Genomic DNA, 18,568 nt, shown 5'->3' on the forward strand with positions numbered 1-18,568 from the left:
CCGTTCTCGATCGCTCGCTGCTTGATGCTGTGATGCCGCCGGTTCCCCGCCCGCCGGGGAGGCCGGCCGTGGGATCAGCGGTGAAGAAATGCGACCGGGCATGCTCCGGTCGGCCGTACTGGCACGCGGCACCGCGGCCCCTCGTCGGTGCCGCGACTCGCTCCACCGGCATGGTAACGATGCAGCCGGGGGTGCAGTGTTGCGGGCCTTGTGGTGAGCACCGGAAAACGCGCGGGCGGCGGGGCCGCCGGGGCACGTACCCTTGTGAGCCGTGTCCACTGCCAATGAGCCCCACGAGTCCGGCGTCCATCATCCCAGCACCGCCACCCAGGTCGTCCCAGGCCTGAGCGAGGTGCAGACCCTCGGTCTGCAGGAGCTGCTGCGGGTGTCCCCGGTCGCCGACGAGATCGCCCGCCGCTTCCAGGCGGCCGGTCACCGGCTCGCACTGGTCGGCGGCTCGGTCCGGGACGCGCTGCTGGGGCGCCTCGGCAACGACCTGGACTTCACCACCGACGCCCGCCCGCAGGAGATCCTGAAGCTGGTCAAGGGCTGGGCGGACGCCGTCTGGGACGTCGGCATCGCCTTCGGCACCGTCGGCGCGCGCAAGGACACCCCCGAGGGGTCCTTCCTGATCGAGATCACCACGTACCGCTCCGAGGCGTACGACCGCAGCTCGCGCAAGCCCGAGGTCACCTACGGCGACACCATCGAGCAGGACCTCGTCCGCCGCGACTTCACCGTCAACGCGATGGCCGTCGACCTGCCCGGCCGTGGCTTCGTCGACCCGCACCGCGGGCTGGAGGACCTGGAGGCCCGGGTGCTGCGCACCCCCGCCACCCCCGAGGAGTCCTTCTCCGACGACCCGCTGCGGATGATGCGGGCCGCCCGCTTCGCCGCCCAGCTGGACTTCGACCCGGCCCCCGAGGTCGTCGCCGCGATGACCGCGATGGCCGAGCGGATCACCATCGTCTCGGCCGAGCGGGTCCAGGCCGAGCTGAACAAGCTGCTGCTGGCCGCTCACCCGGTGAAGGGCCTGCGGCTGCTGGTCGACACCGGGCTGGCCGGCCACGTGCTGCCCGAGCTGCCGGCGCTCCAGCTGGAGCGGGACGAGCACCACCGGCACAAGGACGTCTACGAGCACTCGCTGACCGTCCTGGAGCAGGCCATCGACCTGGAGCAGGACGGCCCGGACCTCACCCTGCGGCTGGCCGCGCTGCTGCACGACATCGGCAAGCCGCGCACCCGCCGCTTCGAGTCGGACGGCCGGGTCTCCTTCCACCACCACGAGGTGGTCGGCGCCAAGATGACCCGCAAGCGGATGCGCGAGCTGAAGTACTCGAAGGAGCTGACCGAGGACGTCTCGCGCCTGGTCGAGCTGCACCTGCGCTTCCACGGTTACGGCGGCGGCGAGTGGACCGACTCGGCGGTGCGCCGCTACGTCACCGACGCCGGGCCGCTGCTGGAGCGCCTGCACAAGCTCACCCGCTCCGACTGCACCACCCGCAACCGGAAGAAGGCCGCGGCGCTCTCCCGCACCTACGACGGGCTGGAGGAGCGGATCACCGAGCTGAAGGCGCGGGAGGAGCTGGACGCCGTCCGTCCGGCGCTGGACGGCAACCAGATCATGGAGCTGCTGGAGCTCAAGCCGGGCCCGCAGGTCGGCAAGGCGTACAAGCACATGCTGGAGCTGCGTCTGGAGCACGGCCCGATGGAGCACGACGAGGCCGTCACCGCGCTCCGTGCCTGGTGGGCCGCCCAGCAGGGCTGAGCGCCAACGGCGCCAACGGCACCGAAAGCACCGAAAGCACCGAAAGGGGTGGCCCCGGAATCCCGGGACCACCCCTTTCGCGTACGCGGCGGCGGACCGTCAGTCGTTGATCCCCTGCAGGCAGAGCACGTAGCTCAGGGCGGCGGAGGACGACGTCCGGGTGTAGCTGCTGTCCGAGTCCGGCACGCTGTCGCAGACCTTGTCGTCGCTGGTGGCGAGCATCTTGCGGAGCACCTTGTACTGGGCGCGCTTGTCGCTGCAGGGCAGCATGGTGATCCGCGGGTTGGGGTCGTGGGTGGCGCTGGTGCCGTTCTCGTTGCGCAGGCAGTCGCCGGCCTTGGCGCGGTCGATGTCGTCGGGCACCGTGCTCGCCGCGGCCGACGAGGGCTTCGGCACGGCCGGGGTGGTGATCTCCGGGATCGGCGGCAGCGAGAACGACGGCATCGGGGGGATGCTCACCGCGGTCGGCGAGGGCATCACCAGCGGGTGGTACGGCCTGTCGTTGCGGATGTTGTCGTTGAGCAGAGCGCCGGTCGCGATCAGGATGATCGTCGTGATGATCGAGAAGACCGGCAGCAGCAGCATCAGCATGTGCGGGCGCTTGGTCAGCGGGACGCCCGGGTCGAGCTGCGGGCCGTGGGTGCCGGGGGCGGGCGGCGGCAGGTCCTTGATCTTGTTGTGCGCCGCGAGGTTCCGCAGCAGGGTGGCCACCGTGAAGATCGAGCCCAGGTAGCTCCACCAGCCCTGCACCATCGTGCGGGCGGACATGTCGCGCACGACCGCCGTCCCGCAGGTGCGGCAGAACGGCCCCGGCTGCTTCAGGAACCGCATGATGATGACGATTCCCTGGTGCCCGCGAACGGTGGTGTTCACGGCCGGGAAGCCGCCGCAGAACCGGCAGACCGGCCCGCCCGGCGGATTCTGCTGGGCGTAACCGGCCTGCTGCGGGGCGGCCGGGTAGCCGTAGCCGGGTGGGGCGGCCTGCGGCGGCGGGGCCTGCGGCGGCACGCCGTACCCGGGCGCGCCCTGCTGCGGGGCGGCGGGGTAGCCGTAGCCGGGCGGCTGGGCGCCGTACGGGCTACCGCCGGCGTACGGGTTGTTGTTGTCGGCGGGCGGTGGCGCGCCGTACGGCATCTGGGGCGGTGGAACGGACAAAGGGTCCCCCGGGGAAGGTTGGGCGAACGGGTCAGGACTTCTTGGCCGGCGGCACGCCGGGCGAGAGCGGGCCGAGGCAGAGGACGTAGCGCTTCTTGTTCCAGCGGCGGCCGCTCTTGCCCGAGACCGTGCTGGTGGTTCCGACGGTCTGCTTGCAGCGGTTGGTGTCGGTGGTGCCGGAGTACGTGGACAGCACCTTGTAGTTCGCCTTGGCATCGGTGCACTTGACGATCTCGACGTCGCGCGAGCCGCTCGCCTTGACGCAGTCGCCCGCCTTGGCGCTGCTGACGCTCGGGCCGCTGACGAAGTAGCCGACGACCAGGGCGATCGCGCCGAGCACACCGCCGACGAGCTTCAGCTTGGTCTTGGCGCTGGTCTTCTTCGCCGCGGGCATCGGCGCCATCGGCTGCTGCCCGTACGGCGGCTGCTGGCCGTACGGCGGCTGTCCGTACGGCGCCTGGCCCCCGGGCGGCGGACCGTACGGGGGCTGCTGCCCGTACGAGGGCGCGGGTTGGCCGGGCGGGGGCGCGGCCGGGTGGCCGTACGCCGGTGGCTGCCCGTAGCCGGTGGGGCCCGGCTGCGGCTGGCCGTACTGCGGAGGTGGAGCACCGTACGCCTGGGGGGCCGGCGGCGGGCCGGGGTGTCCCGGGGGTGCCTGCGGGTAACCGTACTGGGGTGGCGGCCCGTACGGACCGGGCGGTGTGCTCATCAGGTTGTCCCCCGAGACAGTGTGCTGTCGCTCCGACAGATCTGACGTACCTTAGCGACTCGTGCCGACGCCGCCGGTTTGAGGGGGTACAGGCTCTCAGACCGCCTGGTCACCGGGGAGCGGGCCGGTCCGCCGGGCCGCCCGCAGATAGAGGACGGCGGCCAGCGCGTACACCAGGGCGACGCCGGCGACGACCGCGACGGAGCGGCCGGAGAGCGGCAGCACCAGCGCCGTCACCAGGGCGGCGGCCACGAAGGCGACGTTGAACAGCACGTCGTAGATGGCGAAGACGCGCCCGCGGTAGTCGTCCTCGACCGACTCCTGGACCACCGTGTCGGCGCAGATCTTGGTGCCCTGGGTAACCACACCGAGCAGCAGGGCCGCGATCAGGCACGGCACCAGCGAGAAGCCCAGGCCGAGCGCGGGCACGAAGACGACCGGCGCCGCCAGGCAGAGCGTCATCCAGCCGGCCAGCCCGAGCCGGCGGGTGCACCAGGGGCTGATCACCGCGGCGACGAAGAAGCCGGCCGCGGAGAGGGCGACCGCCTGGCCCAGCGTGGCCAGCCCGGCCGCGCTGTCGGCGGGGTCGTTGAAGGTGTAGCGGGCGAGCATCACCACCATGACGATCAGCACGCCGTAGCAGAACCGGGCGGCGGTCACGGCGGCCAGCGCGTGGACGGCGGGCCGGCAGTCCCGCACCAGGTGGGTGACGGCCGCGCCCAGGTCACGGGCGGCCCGGGCCAGTGCCTGGCCGAGCGCGGGGCGGTCCGCGTGGTGCTCGGGGCCGAGGAGGTCCCGGTGCATCCGGAGGGCGGCCAGCGCCGCCGTGAGGTAGAGCACGGCGGCGACCGTGACCAGCGCCGCGTCGGCCCTGGGCCCGGGCGCCATCACCTGGTGCAGCAGGAAGCCCAGGCCGCCGCCGACGGCTGCCGCGACCGTCCCCAGGGTGGGGGAGAGCGCGTTGGCGGTGACCAGCTGCCGCTGTTGCACCACCCGTGGCAGGGCGGCGGAGAGACCGGCCAGGATGAACCGGTTGAGCGCCGTGACCAGCAGCGCCGAGGCGAAGAAGAGCCAGGTCGGGGCCTCGATGAGGAGCAGCGCCCCGGTGACCAGGCCGAGCCCGAACCGGGCCAGGTTGCCGTAGAACAGCACCTGCCGGCGGCGCCAGCGGTCCAGCAGCACCCCGGCGAACGGGCCGATCACGGAGAACGGCAGCAGCATCACCGCCAGCACCGAGGCGATGTCGGCGGGGGAGGACTGCTTCTCCGGGGAGAAGACGACGTAGGCGGCGAGCGAGACCTGGAAGACGCCGTCGGAGAGCTGGGAGAGCACTCGGGCGGTCAGCAGACGGCGGAAGTCGCGTCCGCGGAGCAGGTCGAGGAGCGTGGCGCGGTGCGCGGTCTGGTGGGTGTTGCCGTTCTCCGTGATCGCCACCCGCCCAGAGTGCCATGGAACCGGCCTGTGTTTCACGTGAAACATTCGCCGTGAAAAGGTGAACGGGCCCACGGTCGGTGACCGTGGGCCCGTTCAGGCGCCTAGGAGCCGCAGGCTCAGCGCTCGGCTCGGACAATCGCGAACTTCGCTGCGCTCAGCGCTCGGCTCGGACAATCGCGAACTTCGCTGCGCTCAGCGCTCGGCTCGGACAATCGCGAACTTCGCTGCGCTCAGCGCTCGGCTCGGACAATCGCGAACTTCGCTGCGCTCAGCGCTCGGCTCGGACAATCGCGAACTTCGCTGCGCTCAGCGCTCGACTCGGACAATCGCGAACTTCGCTGCGCTCAGCGCTCGGCTCGGACAATCGCGAACTTCGCTGCGCTCAGCGCTCGACTCGGACAATCGCGAACTTCGCTGCGCTCAGCGCTCGACCTCGCCGCGGATGAACTTCTCGACGTTCTCCTTGGCCTCGTCGTCGAAGTACTGGACCGGCGGGGACTTCATGAAGTACGAGGACGCCGACAGGATCGGGCCGCCGATGCCGCGGTCCTTGGCGATCTTCGCGGCGCGCACGGCGTCGATGATGACACCGGCCGAGTTCGGGGAGTCCCAGACCTCGAGCTTGTACTCCAGGTTCAGCGGGACGTTGCCGAAGGCGCGGCCCTCGAGGCGGACGTACGCCCACTTGCGGTCGTCCAGCCACGCCACGTAGTCCGACGGACCGATGTGGACGTTGTTGGCGCCCAGCTCGCGGTCGCGGATCTGCGAGGTGACGGCCTGCGTCTTGGAGATCTTCTTGGACTCCAGGCGCTCGCGCTCGAGCATGTTCTTGAAGTCCATGTTGCCGCCGACGTTCAGCTGCATGGTGCGCTCGAGGATGACACCGCGGTCCTCGAACAGCTTGGCCATCACGCGGTGCGTGATGGTGGCGCCGACCTGGGACTTGATGTCGTCACCGACGATCGGCACGCCGGCCTCGGTGAACTTGTCCGCCCACTCCTTGGTGCCCGCGATGAACACCGGCAGGGCGTTCACGAAGGCGACCTTGGCGTCGATGGCGCACTGGGCGTAGAACTTGGCCGCGGCCTCGGAACCCACGGGCAGGTAGCAGACCAGAACGTCGACCTGCTTGTCCTTGAGGATCTGGACGACGTCGACCGGGGCCTCGTCGGACTCCTCGATGGTCTCCCGGTAGTACTTGCCCAGGCCGTCGAGGGTGTGGCCGCGCTGGACGGTCACACCGGTCGGCGGCACGTCGCAGATCTTGATGGTGTTGTTCTCGCTGCTGCCGATGGCGTCGGCCAGGTCGAAGCCGACCTTCTTGGCATCGACGTCGAAGGCGGCGACGAACTCCACGTCACGGACGTGGTAGTCACCGAACTGGACGTGCATCAGCCCGGGGACCTTGCCGGCCGGGTCGGCGTCCTTGTAGTACTCGACACCCTGCACCAGCGACGCGGCGCAGTTGCCCACGCCCACGATGGCTACGCGAACCGAACCCATTCCGGTTGCTCCCTGTGATCTCATGAGGGCCGCCGGGGCTCGGCGGCACTCGTCCTGCTTCTTCGATGACTCTTTGACGGGCGCGCGAGGCGCCCACTCCTGCCGCGTGGCACAGGGCTGACGCGGTGTCAGCGCTCCTGGGCGGAGCGCCCCGGGCGGTCGTACGGTGGCCCGGGCGGATCCGGGGATCCGTCCTCCTGGCCACGGCCGTCCGAAGTCTTGGGTACTGCGGGGCCGGTCCCGTCGGTGGACGGTCCGGTCCGGCCGGTGCGGTTGGCCCGCTCGGTCTCGATCAGCTCGTTGAGCCACCGGACCTCGCGCTCGACCGACTCCAGGCCGTGCCGCTGCAGTTCGACGGTGTAGTCGTCGAACCGCTCGCGCGCCCTGGCGAGCGAGTTGCGCATCCGCTCCAGTCGCTCCTCCAGCCGGCTGCGGCGCCCCTCCAGGACGCGCATCCGCACGGCCCGGTCGGTCTGGCCGAAGAACGCGAAGTGGACGCCGAAGTGCTCGTCCTCCCAGGCGTCGGGGCCGGAGTCGGCGAGCAGTTCCTCGAATCGCTGCTTGCCCTCGGGTGAGAGCCGGTAGACGATCTTGGACCGCTTGCCGTTGAGCGCGGTGGCCGGGACGTACTCGACGTCCGGGTTGTCCTCGACCAGGAAACCCTGGGCCACCAGGCTCTTCAGACAGGGGTAGAGCGTTCCGTAGGAGAACGCGCGCAACGTTCCGAGTAGGACGTTGAGCCGCTTGCGCAGCTCGTATCCGTGCATCGGGGCGTCGTGGAGCAGGCCGAGAACGGCGAACTCCAGCACTCCTGAGCGCCTGCCCAATGCCGTCGTCCTCCTTCCCCTCGGCCGGTCCGTGACCCGCCGTCTCCGGCGGTATGCCGCTCCGATGTATCGGCTCGATATATCGAGAACAGTAAACCTGGGTCCCCGGCGGGGCAAGGGGGGCACGCGTGAATGTGATCACAAGGCGACGCGCGGGTGTGCTTGGCAACGGGCGTGTAATGATCTGTTGCCGTTTTGCGGGCATTGGCACCTGATGCCCGATTAGTTGTATTTCTCGGCTGCGTACGCTGTCGCGTGTGCACGAGGACCACCTCCGGGGTTAGGGCGGTTACGGGCATCGGACGTGAACCCTGCCTTCAGGCTCGACCGCCTGGCGAGGAGTAGCTGGAACATGAGCGAACGACGGCGCAGGTCGCCCAACGGCGGGCAGCCTCCGGGCGACAGCGGTCGGCCGATGGGTGCCGGACAGGACGAGCTGGGCTCGGAAGGTCTCGGCCGGCGGCGCCCCCCGGGCGTCCGCGAGACCGCTCAGCAGCCCCGGATGACCCGCGCCGAGATGCGCAAGGCGGCCCAGAAGGGCGGCAAGCGCGGCGGCGCCGAGAGCGCGGGCGCCGGTGCGGGCGGTGACCGGGGCGGCAAGCCCGGCAAGAAGCGGTTCATCGACTACCCGCGCTTCGGCAAGCAGGGCTTCCGTCGCTGGCTGCCGTCCTGGCGGCAGTGGCTCACCGCGTTCCTGCTCGTCTTCGCGGCCTGCGTCGGCACGGTCTTCTTCATCTACCAGAGCACGACGATCCCGCCGTTGAAGGATCTGGTGAAGGACCAGAACAACATCTACTACTGGGCCGACGGCACGGAGATGACCCGCAAGGGTGAGACCAACCGTCAGATCGTCGAACTCGCCGACATCAGCCCCAACCTGCAGAACGCTGTCATCGCGGCGGAGAACTCGACCTTCCGGACCGACAGCGGCGTCGACCCGATGGGCATGGCGCGCGCGGTCTACAACATGGCCAAGGGCGGCCAGACGCAGGGCGCCTCGACCATCACCCAGCAGTACGTGAAGAACGCGTACCTCAGCCAGGAGCAGACCCTCGACCGCAAGGTGAAGGAGTTCTTCATCACCCTGAAGGTCAATCAGGAGTACGAGAAGCCGGAGATCCTGAAGGGGTACCTGAACACCAGCTGGTTCGGCCGGGGAACCGGCGCGCAGGCCGCCGCCCAGGCGTACTACGGCGTCAACGCCAAGGACCTGGACCTCTGCCAGAGCGCGATGCTGGCCGGCCTGCTCAAGGGCGCCAACCTGTACGACCCGAGCATCAAGGGCAACCACGACCGCGCGGTGGACCGGTGGAACTGGATCCTGAAGCGGATGGTGGAGACGAAGAACACCACCCCCGAGGAGCGTGCCAAGTGCACGACCTTCCCCGAGCCGATCAAGAAGGTCCCGCCGACCAACATGAACGGCGAGATCAGCTACCTGGTCGACGTCGCCAACCGGTACATCATGTCGAAGGACGCGAACATCAACGCGCAGGCGCTCGAAAAGGGCGGCTACAAGATCTACACCACCTTCGAGAAGGACAAGGTCGACGCCCTCAAGAAGGCCGTGGACGACGTCAAGGGCGAGACGCTCAACGTGCAGAAGCGCCCGGACAACGACAACTTCGTCCAGTTCGGTGCGGCCAGCATCCGCCCCGGTGACGGCGCGCTCGTCGCGATCTACGGCGGCGACGGCGTGGAGAACCAGCACTTCGACAACAACGCCGACGCCCAGGGCGTCCAGGTCGGCTCGACCTTCAAGCCCTTCGTGCTGGCCGCGGCGATGCAGGTCGGCGTGCAGACCGCGACCGAGAACGGCAAGCCGAAGCGGATCAACGCCGACAGCCGCTACCTGGCCGACGACCTGTCGGAGATCCGCAAGCCGGACGGCTCGCTGGTGATGGGCGACGACGGCAAGCCGTACCGGCAGAAGAACGAGGACAAGCGCAAGCCCGGCTACGTCTCGCTGCGACAGGCCATGCAGTGGTCGTACAACGTGCCGTTCGTCCAGCTCAACCAGGACGTCGGCGGCCCGAACGTGGCCAACATCGCCGAGGCGATGGGCGTGCGCAAGGAGAGCTTCGTCGACACGAAGACCGCGACCTTCCCGCTCGGCACCTCCGGCATCAGCCCGATCCGGATGGCCGACGCCTACGCCACCCTCGCGGCCAGCGGCAAGCAGACCGACCCCTACTCGGTGACCAAGGTCGAGTGGCAGGGCGCCGCCCGCCCCGGCTTCAACAAGCCGGAGGCGAAGCAGGCGCTGGAGCCGGTCGTCGCGGACAACGTCACCGACGTGCTGGTGAACGTGGCGAAGAACGGTACCGGTCAGAAGGCCAGCACGCTGGGCCGTCCGGTGGCCGGCAAGACCGGTACCACCGACGAGAACAAGTCGGCCTGGTGGGTCGGCTACACCCCGCAGCTGGCCACCAGCGTCGCGATGTGGCGCGAGGACCCGTCGGCGCACAACCGGCTCTCGCTCAACGGCACCGGCGGCAAGGAGTCCATCCACGGTGGTGACATCCCGACCGACATCTTCACCCGGTACATGAAGGTGGCGCTGGCCAACGAGAAGAAGATGGACTTCCCGGCGCCGCAGCCGGTCGGCAGCCAGGTCGACTCCTCCGGTGCCCCGAGCACGGCCTCGCCGACGACCTCGCCCTCGGCGACCGAGACCATGGCGACCAACGCTCCGGAGACGGGTGCCCCGCAGCCGCCGGTACCGACCATGACCCAGGGCCCGTCCTGCGTTCCCGGCGTCGACTGCCCGGGTACGGTGCCCACGCCGCCGCCCGCGACCAAGACGAACCCGCCCGGTGGTGGCGGTGGTGGCGGCGGTGGCGGCTCTTCGCCCACCTGCCTCATCCCGGGGCTGTGCGGCTCGAGCCAGCCGGCACCGTCCTCGTCCTCGGCCAGCCCCTCCAGTTCCAAGACGAACAAGCCGAGCCAGTCGTCCACCCCGCCGCCCGGCGGTGGCCCGCAGGGGGCGGCGCCCTGACGCGGCGGGAAGTGCTCGGCCGGGACGTTCCGAACGGCGCCGAGCAGCGCTGAACGGCGGTGGCGGTCCTCTCCGGAGGGCCGCCACCGCCGTTTCGTCACGATTGGCCCGATCGGGCCGAAGCCGCTCAGGGGGCCTCCTCGTCCAGCCGGGGGAGGTGCGGCAGGATGTCCGGCATGACGTCGAGCGATCCTGACGAATCCGTCGGCCAGATCGGGCCCATCGAGGCCGCCGGGGCGGCTCCGGCAGCGCCCGGCCCGGTCTCCGCCGCCGCGGCCGCGCCCCCGGCCAACACCGTGGTCGTCCCGGCGGACGAGGATCCGGTCGCCGCGGCCGGCAGCGAGGTGATCGGCGGCCCGCCCGGCCGGCGCGCCCTGCTCGGCGTCTCCTGGTGGATCCCGGCGCGCTTCCTGGCGCTGGTGGTGATCGTGGTCTCGGTGCTGGGCATGGTGCAGAAGCTGCCCTGTTACAACGGCGCCTGGTTCCAGCCGGGGTCGCCGCAGTACATCCACGCCTGCTACAGCGACATCCCGCACCTGTTCGGCGGGCGCGGCTTCGCGGCCGGGCTGCACCCGTACGTGGACCGGATCCCGGGCACCTCCGGCGATCTGCAGTTCCTCGAATACCCGGTGCTGACCGGTCTGTTCATGCAGGTCGCGGCCTGGCTGACGCCCGGCGGCGGCACCCAGCAGGCCCAGGAGCAGTGGTTCTGGGCGATCAACGCGGGCCTGCTGATGGCCTGCGCGGTGGTCGCCGTGGTCGCCGTCTCCCGGACCCACCGGCGCCGCCCCTGGGACGCCCTGCTGTTCGCGCTCGCGCCCGGCCTGCTGCTCAACTCCACCGTCAACTGGGACCTCCTGGCGGTCGCGCTGGCCGCCGTCGCACTGGCCTGGTGGGCCGGCTCGCGCCCGGTCTGGGCCGGGGTCTTCATCGGCCTGGCCACCGCGGCCAAGCTCTATCCGCTGCTGCTGCTCGGGCCGCTGCTGATGCTCTGCTGGCGGGCGGGGAAGTGGCGCGAGTTCCGGGCCCTGCTGGGCGGGGCGGTCGGCGCCTGGCTGCTGGTGAACCTGCCGATCATGCTGGCCAACTGGCAGGGCTGGTCGACCTTCTACGTCTTCAGCAAGCACCGCAAGGAGGACTACGGCTCCTTCTGGCTGATCCTGATGCAGAGCCGGGGCGTGGGGCTGGAGGACCTCGACCTCTACATCGGGGTGCTGATGGTGCTCTGCTGCCTGGGGATAGGGTGGCTCGCCCTCTCGGCGCCCCGCCGCCCGCGCGTTGCACAGCTGGCCTTCCTGGTGGTGGCCGCGTTCGTCCTGGTCAACAAGGTGTACTCGCCGCAGTACGTGCTCTGGCTGATCCCGCTCGCGGTGCTGGCCCGGCCGCGCTGGCGGGACTTCCTGATCTGGCAGGCCTGCGAGGTGCTCTACACCCTGGGCATCTGGTCCCACCTGGGCTTCGTCACCGGGCCCAAGCAGCACGGGATCGGCGAGTCCTGGTACCACTTCGCGATCGCGCTGCACCTGGTCGGCACGCTCTACCTGGTCGGGATGGTGATCCGCGACGTGCTGCTGCCGGACCGCGACCCGGTGCGCTGGGACGGCAGCGACGACCCGTCCGGCGGGGTGCTCGACCAGGCCCCGGACGTCTTCGTGCTCGGCACCGCCCGGCAGCTCCACGAGGAGGCGAGCTACGCCGGATACGCGCCGGCCGGCCCGGAGCAGTGGCTCGAAGAGCCGTACACCCCGGAGCCGGCCGAGACCAGGCCGTAGCGGCCGGGCGGGTCCTAGCGGTCCACCACGCGGTCGAAGTGCGTGGTGGTGTGCCGGACCTGCAGGGTCAGCTCGTCGCCGACCGCCGGCGGCTTGGTCTCGTTGTCCAGCAGGAGCAGCGAGACCTGCATGTGCGGCGGCTCGGCGAACCAGAGCTGCTTGCCGGCCCAGTTGAACGGCGATTTGGTCTTGTTGACCGTCGCCAGGCCGGCCCGGGCGATCCCCTTGGCCCGCGAGGACATGCCCTGCACGTACTTGGGCGCCTCCAGCCCGATGCCGTGCGCGGTGCCGCCGGCGACCACCAGCAGGTGGCCGTCGGTCGGCGCCGGGTGCTGGCGGTAGCCGTAGCGGTCGCCCTTCGCCACCGGGGTGACGTCCAGCACCGTCGCCCGGACCTCCAGCGCGCCGTGGTCGCCGAGCCAGAGCCGGGTGCCGATCCGGGCCCGGAAGACGGTGTCCGGGTAGCGCCGGCCCAGCTCCTCAATTCCCGCCGCGCCGAGGTGGCTGACGAAGACGGTGTGCACCGGCACCCCGGCGGCCCGGGCGGTGTCCACCCAGTAGGCGACCTCGTCCACGGGGGAGGAGCCGTCCGGCCGGTCCATCGGCAGGTGCAGCGCCAGGCCCTCGAAGGAGACGCCGTCCAGCTCGGCGGCGACCGCCGGCAGGTCGGCCGCGCTCACGCCGTGCCGGCGCATGGTGGTCATGCACTCCAGCACCACCCGGGAGCCGCGCAGCGCACGCAGCCCGTCCAGGCTCGCCACCGTCCGGATCACCCGGGCGTGCGGCAGCGGCAGCACCTCCTCGCCGACCCGGTACGGGGTGAGGACCAGCAGCTCGCCGCCGTACCAGTCGGCCGCGTCGGCCGCCTCGTACGCGGTGCCGACGGCCAGCACACCGGTGCCGAGGAGGGTCGCCTCCTCGGCCAGCCGGTGGTTGCCCAGGCCGTAGCCGTTGCCCTTCGCCACCGGCACCAGGCCGGGGAACTCGGCCAGGACGGAGCGCTGGTGGGTGCGCCAGCGTTCGGTGTCGAGGTAGAGCGACAGCGTCATCGGGTCATCTCCCAGGGGGTGTTGGGCACGGCGGGGCGCAGGCTGCTCAGCGTCGCGACATGTAGAGGTCGAGCGCCTTGTGCAGCAGCTTGTTGAGCGGGAAGTCCCACTCGCCGAGGTACTCGGCGGCCTGGCCGCCGGTGCCGACCTTGAACTGGATCAGGCCGAACAGGTGGTCGTCCTCGTCCAGGGTGTCGCTGATGCCGCGCAGGTCGTACACACCGCCGCCGAGCGCGTACGAGTCGCGCATCATCCGCCACTGGATCGCGTTGGAGGGCTTGACCTCGCGCTTGTGGTTGGCCGAGGCGCCGTAGGAGTACCAGACGTGCTCGCCGACCACCAGCATCGTGGTCGCGGCCAGCGGCTCGCCCTCGTGGTAGGCGATGTAGAGCCGCATGCGGTTCGGGTCCTCGGCGGTGAGCGCCTTCCACATCCGCTGGAAGTAGGCCAGCGGACGCGGGGTGAAGCGGTCGCGCTCGGCGGTCACCAGGTACAGCTGGTGGAAGATCGGCAGCTCGTCGTAGCCGCCCTGGACCACCTCGACGCCGCTCTTCTCGGCCTTCTTGATGTTGCGGCGCCAGAGCTGGTTGAAGCCCTTCTGGATGTCGTCCAGCGAGCGGTTGGCCAGCGGCACCTGGAAGACGTAGCGCGGCTGGACGTCGCCGAAGCCGGCGCCGCCGTCCTCGCCCTGCAGCCAGCCGGCCTTGCGCAGCCGGTCGGCCACCTCGAAGGCGCGCGGCTCGTACCAGTCGGCCTCGATGTCGCGCAGGCGCTTGGCCTGCTTGCCAGCGATGGCCTCCTTGATGGTCGGCGCGTTCCAGCGGCGGATGACCACCGGCGGGCCCATCTTCACGGAGAACGCGCCCTGCGACTTCAGGTGCGCCAGCATCGGGGAGAGCCAGCGGTCGAGGTCGCGGTCGAACCAGTCGATGACTGGTCCCTCGGGCAGGTACGCCAGGTAGCGCTTGACCTTCGGCAGCTGGCGGTAGAGCACCAGGCCGGCGCCGACGATCTGGTTGGAGTCGTCGATCCAGCCGATCGACTCCGAGCGCCATTCGGCCTTCACATCCCCCCAGGACGGCACCTGCATGTGGCTCGCCGAGGCGCGGCTCCTGATGAAGGCGAGGTGCTCCTCGCGGGTGATCGTCCTCAGGCGCAGGCTCATGCTCGGTGCTCCTCGTCGGTCGGGCTCGGTGGGGGCCCCAGGTTCTCGGGGTGACTTTATCGCCCGGGGCCCGCTCGGCTGCGGGCGCGGCGGCGCCCCCGTCGGGTACCTGTCTCCATCAGGTAGGTACGCGACGGGGGCGCCGAGGGTTCCTTGTGGGGCGGACGGGGCCGTTTCTGTCGGGCGGGTCGGGCCGGGGAACCGGCCGGTGGGAGGGTCAGCCCAGGAATCCGCCGCGGGCGATACCCAGGTAGAGGCCCCACGCGGAGGCGACGATGGTGATCATGAGGACGAAGCGCTCGGCCGTGGTGACGGAGACGAACTGCCCCCAGAGGCCGGTGACGACGCCGAAGAGCCCGGTCCACGAGCTCACTGCGTGGAGGCCGTGGAAGAACGAGGTCGTGAAGGCCAGCACGCCCAGCAGGGCCGTGATGCCGACCAGGGTGTTCTCGCGGGGGTGCCGGTGGCCGTCGGTGTTCAGGGTGAGCGGGAGCCCGTGGATGGTCAGGGCCATGAGTCCTACCTCCTGGCGAGGAGACGAACGAGCAGGAAACCCGTTCCGTCCAGATTGCGGCGGTTGGGTGGGGATCACAACCCCTATGCGTTTTGTTCGTCCGTCCGAGTGCAGGTAGGCTGTGCCGTCTGCACTGGTGTAGTTGTGCCCCCTTGCGCCCTCTTCCGGGTCGGCGGGGCTCGACTGTCGGACCCGGCCGCTACGGTGGCCGGTGTCGTCACTACTCCGGTGCCGACGCTGCACAACCCTCCTGCCACGGAGAGACCGTGGCCGCTGAGTCCAAAGGAGGTGGGTTACTCATGCGTCACTACGAGCTGATGGTCATCCTCGACCCCTCGGTTGAGGAGCGCGCTGTCGCCCCCCTGATCGAGAACTTCCTCACCGTCGTCCGCAACGGCGGCGGCAAGGTGGAGAAGGTCGACACCTGGGGCCGTCGCCGTCTGGCTTACGAGATCAACAAGCAGTCCGAGGGCATCTACTCGGTCATCGACCTCAAGGCCACGCCTGAGGTCGTCAAGGAGCTCGACCGCCAGCTGGGCCTGAGCGAGTCGGTTCTGCGGACCAAGGTCCTGCGCCCGGACACCCACTGAGCCACCTCTGAGGCCCTCGGGCCTCGGGTAGCTCGCGTCCGCTGTTTCACGTGAAACAGCGGTGAACGGAACTCTTCCGGAGAGGTCATCACCACCATGGCAGGCGAGACCGTCATCACCCTCGTCGGCAATCTCGTCGACGACCCCGAGCTGCGCTTCACCCCGTCGGGTGCGGCGGTCGCGAAGTTCCGCATCGCGTCCACCCCCCGCACCTTCGACCGTCAGACGAACGAGTGGAAGGACGGCGAGAGCCTCTTCCTCACGTGCAACGTCTGGCGGCAGCCGGCGGAGAACGTGGCCGAGTCGCTGCAGCGCGGCATGCGCGTCATCGTGCAGGGCCGACTGCGCCAGCGGTCTTACGAGACCAAGGAAGGCGAGAAGCGGACGGTCTTCGAGGTCGAGGTCGACGAGGTGGGCCCGAGCCTGCGTTCGGCGACCGCGAAGGTCACCCGGGCCAACCGGTCCGGCGCTCCCGGTGGCGGCGGCTTCGGCGGCGGCCAGCAGGGCGGCGGCCAGGGCGGCGGTAACTGGGGCGGCGGTGGCGGCCAGCAGGGCGGCGGCTGGGGTGGAAACTCCGGCGGCGGCCAGTCCGGCCCGTCCGACGACCCGTGGGCGTCCAGCGCTCCCTCTGGTGGCAACCAGGGTGGCGGCAGCTGGGGTGCCCCGTCCGGTGGCGGCTTCTCGGAAGAGCCCCCGTTCTAAGAGCTGACAGATTTCGTGCGGCCCGGCGGCCGGCGTCGTGAGACGCCTGCCGGGCCGTGAACCCCAAATGGAGCACACAATGGCGAAGCCGCCTGCTCGCAAGCCGAAGAAGAAGGTTTGCGTCTTCTGCAAGGACAAGGTCAACTACGTTGACTACAAGGACACGAACCTGCTGCGGAAGTTCATCTCCGACCGTGGCAAGATCCGTGCCCGCCGGGTCACCGGCAACTGCACCCAGCACCAGCGTGACGTCGCCACGGCCGTGAAGAACAGCCGTGAGATGGCGCTGCTGCCCTACACCAGCACCGCGCGCTAAGAGAGGGTGACCAAGTAATGAAGATCATCCTCACGCACGAGGTGCCGGGTCTCGGCTCCGCCGGCGAGGTCGTCGAGGTCAAGGACGGCTACGCCCGCAACTTCCTGGTCCCGCGTGGCTTCGCCATCCGCTGGACCAAGGGCGGCCAGAAGGACGTCGACGCCATCCGTCGCGCCCGCAAGATCCACGAGATCCAGACCCTCGACGCCGCCAACGACGTCAAGGGCAAGCTGGAGGGCGTCCAGGTCAAGCTGGCCGTCCGTTCGGGTGAGGCCGGCCGTCTGTTCGGCTCGGTCACCCAGGCCGACGTCGTCGAGGCCATCAAGGCCGCCGGCGGTCCGGCTGTGGACAAGCGCGCCGTCGCGATCGCCTCGCCGATCAAGACCGTGGGCACCCACAAGGTCTCGGTCAAGCTGCACGCCGACGTTCAGGCCAACCTCGACGTCGCCGTCGTCGCTGCCTGAGCTCCGTAGCAGTGGTCTGAGGGCCGGTCTCCCCTTCCGGGGGAGGCCGGCCCTCGGTCGTTCCCGCCGCGCGGCGGGGCTCCGGGCGCTCCCCAGCTCCCGAGCTCCCGGGGCTCGGGCCCGCTCCCGGTGTCAGGCCCGCACCGCGCCGGTGACCAGCCACTTGCCGCCGCGGGCCCGCCAGGCCAGGAAGCCGCCGCGGACCAGCATGAACAGGTTCATCGCCCACCAGAGCCCGGCCAGCCCCGCGCCGCTGGCCGGGACGGCGAAGGCCACCGGGGCGAAGACGGCCAGCGTGGCCAGCATCGCCCAGGCCAGATAGGTGCCGTCCCCGGCGCCCATCAGCACCCCGTCCAGCACGAAGACCAGGCCGGCGACCGGCTGGCAGAGCGCGAGCAGCAGCAGGACGGTGTTCAGCTGCGCCTGCACCGCCGGGTCCGGGGTGAACAGCGGGACGTACAGCGGCCGGGCAGCCACCACCAGCAGGCCGAGCACCAGGCCGGAGCCGACGCCCCACTCGATCATCCGACGGGTGGCCGCCTTGGCCCCGGGGGCGTCCTCGGCGCCCAGGTACCGGCCGATGATGGCCTGGCCGGCGATGGCGATGGCGTCCAGTGCGAAGGCGATGAAGAGGAACACCGTCATGGCGATCTGGTGCGCCGCGATCTCGTCGTCACCGAGGCCCGCGGCCACCGCGGTGGCGATCATCAGGATGGCGCGCAGGCTCAGCGTGCGGACCATCAGCGGCCCGCCGGCCCGGGCACAGGCGCGGATGCCGGCCGTGTCCGGCCGCAGCGAGGCACGCTCGAGGCGGGCCCCGCGCACCACCACGACGAGGTAGGCGGCGGCCATCCCGGTCTGGGCCAGCACCGTGCCCCAGGCCGAGCCGGCCACGCCGAGCCCGGCGCCGTAGACCAGGCCGGCGTTCAGGGCGACGTTGGCGGCGAAGCCCGCGATGGCTACCAGGAGCGGCGTCCGGGTGTCCTGGAGCCCGCGCAGCACGCCGGTGGCGGCCATCACCATCAGGATCGCCGGGATGCCGAGCGCGCTGATCCGCAGATACGTCACGGCGTACGGCGCGGCGGTGGCCGAGGCGCCCAGGACGTCGGCCACCCAGGGCGCCAGTAGCAGGGTGAGCACGACCACGCCGGCCGAGAGCGCCAGGGCGAGCCAGATGCCGTCGATGCCCTGCTGGACGGCGGCCCGGCGGTCGCCGGCCCCGATCCGGCGGGCGACCGCGGCGGTGGTGGCGTAGGCGAGGAAGACGAAGACCCCGGTGGCGGTGGTGAGCGCGGCCGAGGCGACGCCGACACCGGCCAGCTGCGAGGTGCCGAGGTGGCCCACGATGGCCGAGTCGGCCATCAGGAACAGCGGCTCGGCGACCAGGGCGCCGAAGGCCGGGACGGCGAGGGCGAGGATCTCCCGGTCATGCCGGCGGCGGTCGGTGGTGGGGGCGGTCATGCGGTCAAGGCTACTCATCCACAGGTAATGCGCACCAGCCGGTTTGAGGTGTTACTCGAAATCCTGAGCGACGACTTCGGCGCGGGATGTGTCCACGGCCACGCGGCTGTGTGTGAAGTATTTCTCATGCACAGCCCCGGG

At 70.5% G+C, this 18,568-nt stretch carries 16 protein-coding genes; 7 read left to right on the plus strand and 9 right to left on the minus strand.

Going from position 1 to position 18,568, the window contains the following annotated elements; all coding sequences use genetic code 11:
• Window positions 1–343: 343 nt before the first annotated feature.
• Window positions 344–1,768 (plus strand): CCA tRNA nucleotidyltransferase, encoded by a 1,425-nt coding sequence (locus tag OG286_RS20295; RefSeq protein WP_396324355.1) that lies wholly within the window; start codon window positions 344–346, stop codon window positions 1,766–1,768.
• A gap of 99 nt (window positions 1,769–1,867) precedes the next feature.
• Here the strand turns inward: OG286_RS20295 and OG286_RS20300 are convergent, their stop codons facing one another.
• The 5 genes from OG286_RS20300 to OG286_RS20320 all read right to left on the minus strand — a co-directional run bounded on the left by OG286_RS20300 (window position 1,868) and on the right by OG286_RS20320 (window position 7,396).
• Window positions 1,868–2,902: a hypothetical protein gene (locus OG286_RS20300; RefSeq protein ID WP_396324345.1), complete on the minus strand. Its 1,035-nt coding sequence runs from the start codon at window positions 2,900–2,902 to the stop codon at window positions 1,868–1,870.
• A 52-nt stretch (window positions 2,903–2,954) separates the two neighbouring features.
• On the minus strand, window positions 2,955–3,632 hold the full coding sequence (locus tag OG286_RS20305) for a hypothetical protein (RefSeq protein WP_405365646.1): 678 nt from the start codon (window positions 3,630–3,632) through the stop codon (window positions 2,955–2,957).
• 96 nt (window positions 3,633–3,728) lie between these two features.
• A complete protein-coding gene (locus tag OG286_RS20310; RefSeq protein WP_396324343.1) occupies window positions 3,729–5,066 on the minus strand; it encodes an MFS transporter in 1,338 nt (445 codons plus the stop codon).
• Between the two features lie 420 nt (window positions 5,067–5,486).
• On the minus strand, window positions 5,487–6,569 hold the full coding sequence (locus OG286_RS20315; protein WP_396324342.1) for an inositol-3-phosphate synthase: 1,083 nt from the start codon (window positions 6,567–6,569) through the stop codon (window positions 5,487–5,489).
• 128 nt (window positions 6,570–6,697) lie between these two features.
• Window positions 6,698–7,396 carry a PadR family transcriptional regulator gene (locus OG286_RS20320; RefSeq protein WP_396324341.1) on the minus strand — a complete coding sequence of 233 codons (699 nt, stop codon included), beginning with the start codon at window positions 7,394–7,396 and terminating at the stop codon, window positions 6,698–6,700.
• A gap of 352 nt (window positions 7,397–7,748) precedes the next feature.
• Between OG286_RS20320 and OG286_RS20325 the strand changes: the two genes are divergently transcribed.
• Window positions 7,749–10,394 (plus strand): transglycosylase domain-containing protein, encoded by a 2,646-nt coding sequence (locus tag OG286_RS20325; RefSeq protein WP_396324340.1) that lies wholly within the window; start codon window positions 7,749–7,751, stop codon window positions 10,392–10,394.
• 176 nt (window positions 10,395–10,570) lie between these two features.
• Entirely contained in the window at window positions 10,571–12,166 is a 1,596-nt protein-coding gene (locus OG286_RS20330; RefSeq protein WP_396324339.1) for a glycosyltransferase family 87 protein, read from the plus strand.
• Between the two features lie 14 nt (window positions 12,167–12,180).
• On the opposite strand, the gene OG286_RS20335 is transcribed toward OG286_RS20330, so the two are convergent.
• The 3 genes from OG286_RS20335 to OG286_RS20345 all read right to left on the minus strand — a co-directional run bounded on the left by OG286_RS20335 (window position 12,181) and on the right by OG286_RS20345 (window position 14,894).
• On the minus strand, window positions 12,181–13,215 hold the full coding sequence (locus OG286_RS20335) for an alanine racemase (protein WP_396324338.1): 1,035 nt from the start codon (window positions 13,213–13,215) through the stop codon (window positions 12,181–12,183).
• Between the two features lie 46 nt (window positions 13,216–13,261).
• Window positions 13,262–14,380, minus strand: coding sequence for a lipid II:glycine glycyltransferase FemX (locus OG286_RS20340; RefSeq protein WP_396324337.1), 1,119 nt, complete (start codon window positions 14,378–14,380; stop codon window positions 13,262–13,264).
• Between the two features lie 217 nt (window positions 14,381–14,597).
• Complete coding sequence (locus OG286_RS20345) at window positions 14,598–14,894, minus strand: hypothetical protein (protein ID WP_396324336.1); 297 nt, start codon at window positions 14,892–14,894, stop codon at window positions 14,598–14,600.
• Between the two features lie 299 nt (window positions 14,895–15,193).
• Here OG286_RS20345 and rpsF point away from each other — a divergent pair, with 299 nt between their 5' ends.
• From rpsF to rplI, 4 genes are all read left to right on the plus strand, one after another.
• On the plus strand, window positions 15,194–15,484 hold the full coding sequence (rpsF, locus tag OG286_RS20350) for a 30S ribosomal protein S6 (protein ID WP_148643846.1): 291 nt from the start codon (window positions 15,194–15,196) through the stop codon (window positions 15,482–15,484).
• 96 nt (window positions 15,485–15,580) lie between these two features.
• A complete protein-coding gene (ssb, locus tag OG286_RS20355; RefSeq protein WP_396324335.1) occupies window positions 15,581–16,186 on the plus strand; it encodes a single-stranded DNA-binding protein in 606 nt (201 codons plus the stop codon).
• Window positions 16,187–16,265: 79 nt separating this feature from the next.
• Window positions 16,266–16,502, plus strand: coding sequence for a 30S ribosomal protein S18 (rpsR, locus tag OG286_RS20360; protein ID WP_030304537.1), 237 nt, complete (start codon window positions 16,266–16,268; stop codon window positions 16,500–16,502).
• A gap of 17 nt (window positions 16,503–16,519) precedes the next feature.
• Window positions 16,520–16,966 (plus strand): 50S ribosomal protein L9, encoded by a 447-nt coding sequence (rplI, locus tag OG286_RS20365; protein WP_396324334.1) that lies wholly within the window; start codon window positions 16,520–16,522, stop codon window positions 16,964–16,966.
• Between the two features lie 132 nt (window positions 16,967–17,098).
• On the opposite strand, the gene OG286_RS20370 is transcribed toward rplI, so the two are convergent.
• Window positions 17,099–18,427 carry an MATE family efflux transporter gene (locus OG286_RS20370; RefSeq protein WP_396324333.1) on the minus strand — a complete coding sequence of 443 codons (1,329 nt, stop codon included), beginning with the start codon at window positions 18,425–18,427 and terminating at the stop codon, window positions 17,099–17,101.
• Window positions 18,428–18,568 lie beyond the last annotated feature (141 nt).

Source organism: Kitasatospora sp. NBC_00039 (genome assembly GCF_045160625.1).
Taxonomy (GTDB): Bacteria; Actinomycetota; Actinomycetes; order Streptomycetales; family Streptomycetaceae; genus Kitasatospora.

Bases quoted from the DNA above. Each gene is read 5' to 3' on its own strand.
- OG286_RS20370 (WP_396324333.1), bottom strand. From the start codon at position 18,427: ATGACCGCCCCCACCACCGACCGCCGCCGGCATGACCGGGAGATCCTC.
- OG286_RS20345 (WP_396324336.1), bottom strand. From the start codon at position 14,894: ATGGCCCTGACCATCCACGGGCTCCCGCTCACCCTGAACACCGACGGC.
- OG286_RS20340 (WP_396324337.1), bottom strand. From the start codon at position 14,380: ATGAGCCTGCGCCTGAGGACGATCACCCGCGAGGAGCACCTCGCCTTC.
- rpsR (WP_030304537.1), top strand. From the start codon at position 16,266: ATGGCGAAGCCGCCTGCTCGCAAGCCGAAGAAGAAGGTTTGCGTCTTC.
- rplI (WP_396324334.1), top strand. From the start codon at position 16,520: ATGAAGATCATCCTCACGCACGAGGTGCCGGGTCTCGGCTCCGCCGGC.
- OG286_RS20305 (WP_405365646.1), bottom strand. From the start codon at position 3,632: ATGAGCACACCGCCCGGTCCGTACGGGCCGCCACCCCAGTACGGTTAC.
- OG286_RS20330 (WP_396324339.1), top strand. From the start codon at position 10,571: ATGACGTCGAGCGATCCTGACGAATCCGTCGGCCAGATCGGGCCCATC.
- ssb (WP_396324335.1), top strand. From the start codon at position 15,581: ATGGCAGGCGAGACCGTCATCACCCTCGTCGGCAATCTCGTCGACGAC.
- rpsF (WP_148643846.1), top strand. From the start codon at position 15,194: ATGCGTCACTACGAGCTGATGGTCATCCTCGACCCCTCGGTTGAGGAG.
- OG286_RS20325 (WP_396324340.1), top strand. From the start codon at position 7,749: ATGAGCGAACGACGGCGCAGGTCGCCCAACGGCGGGCAGCCTCCGGGC.
- OG286_RS20335 (WP_396324338.1), bottom strand. From the start codon at position 13,215: ATGACGCTGTCGCTCTACCTCGACACCGAACGCTGGCGCACCCACCAG.
- OG286_RS20300 (WP_396324345.1), bottom strand. From the start codon at position 2,902: ATGCCGTACGGCGCGCCACCGCCCGCCGACAACAACAACCCGTACGCC.
- OG286_RS20315 (WP_396324342.1), bottom strand. From the start codon at position 6,569: ATGGGTTCGGTTCGCGTAGCCATCGTGGGCGTGGGCAACTGCGCCGCG.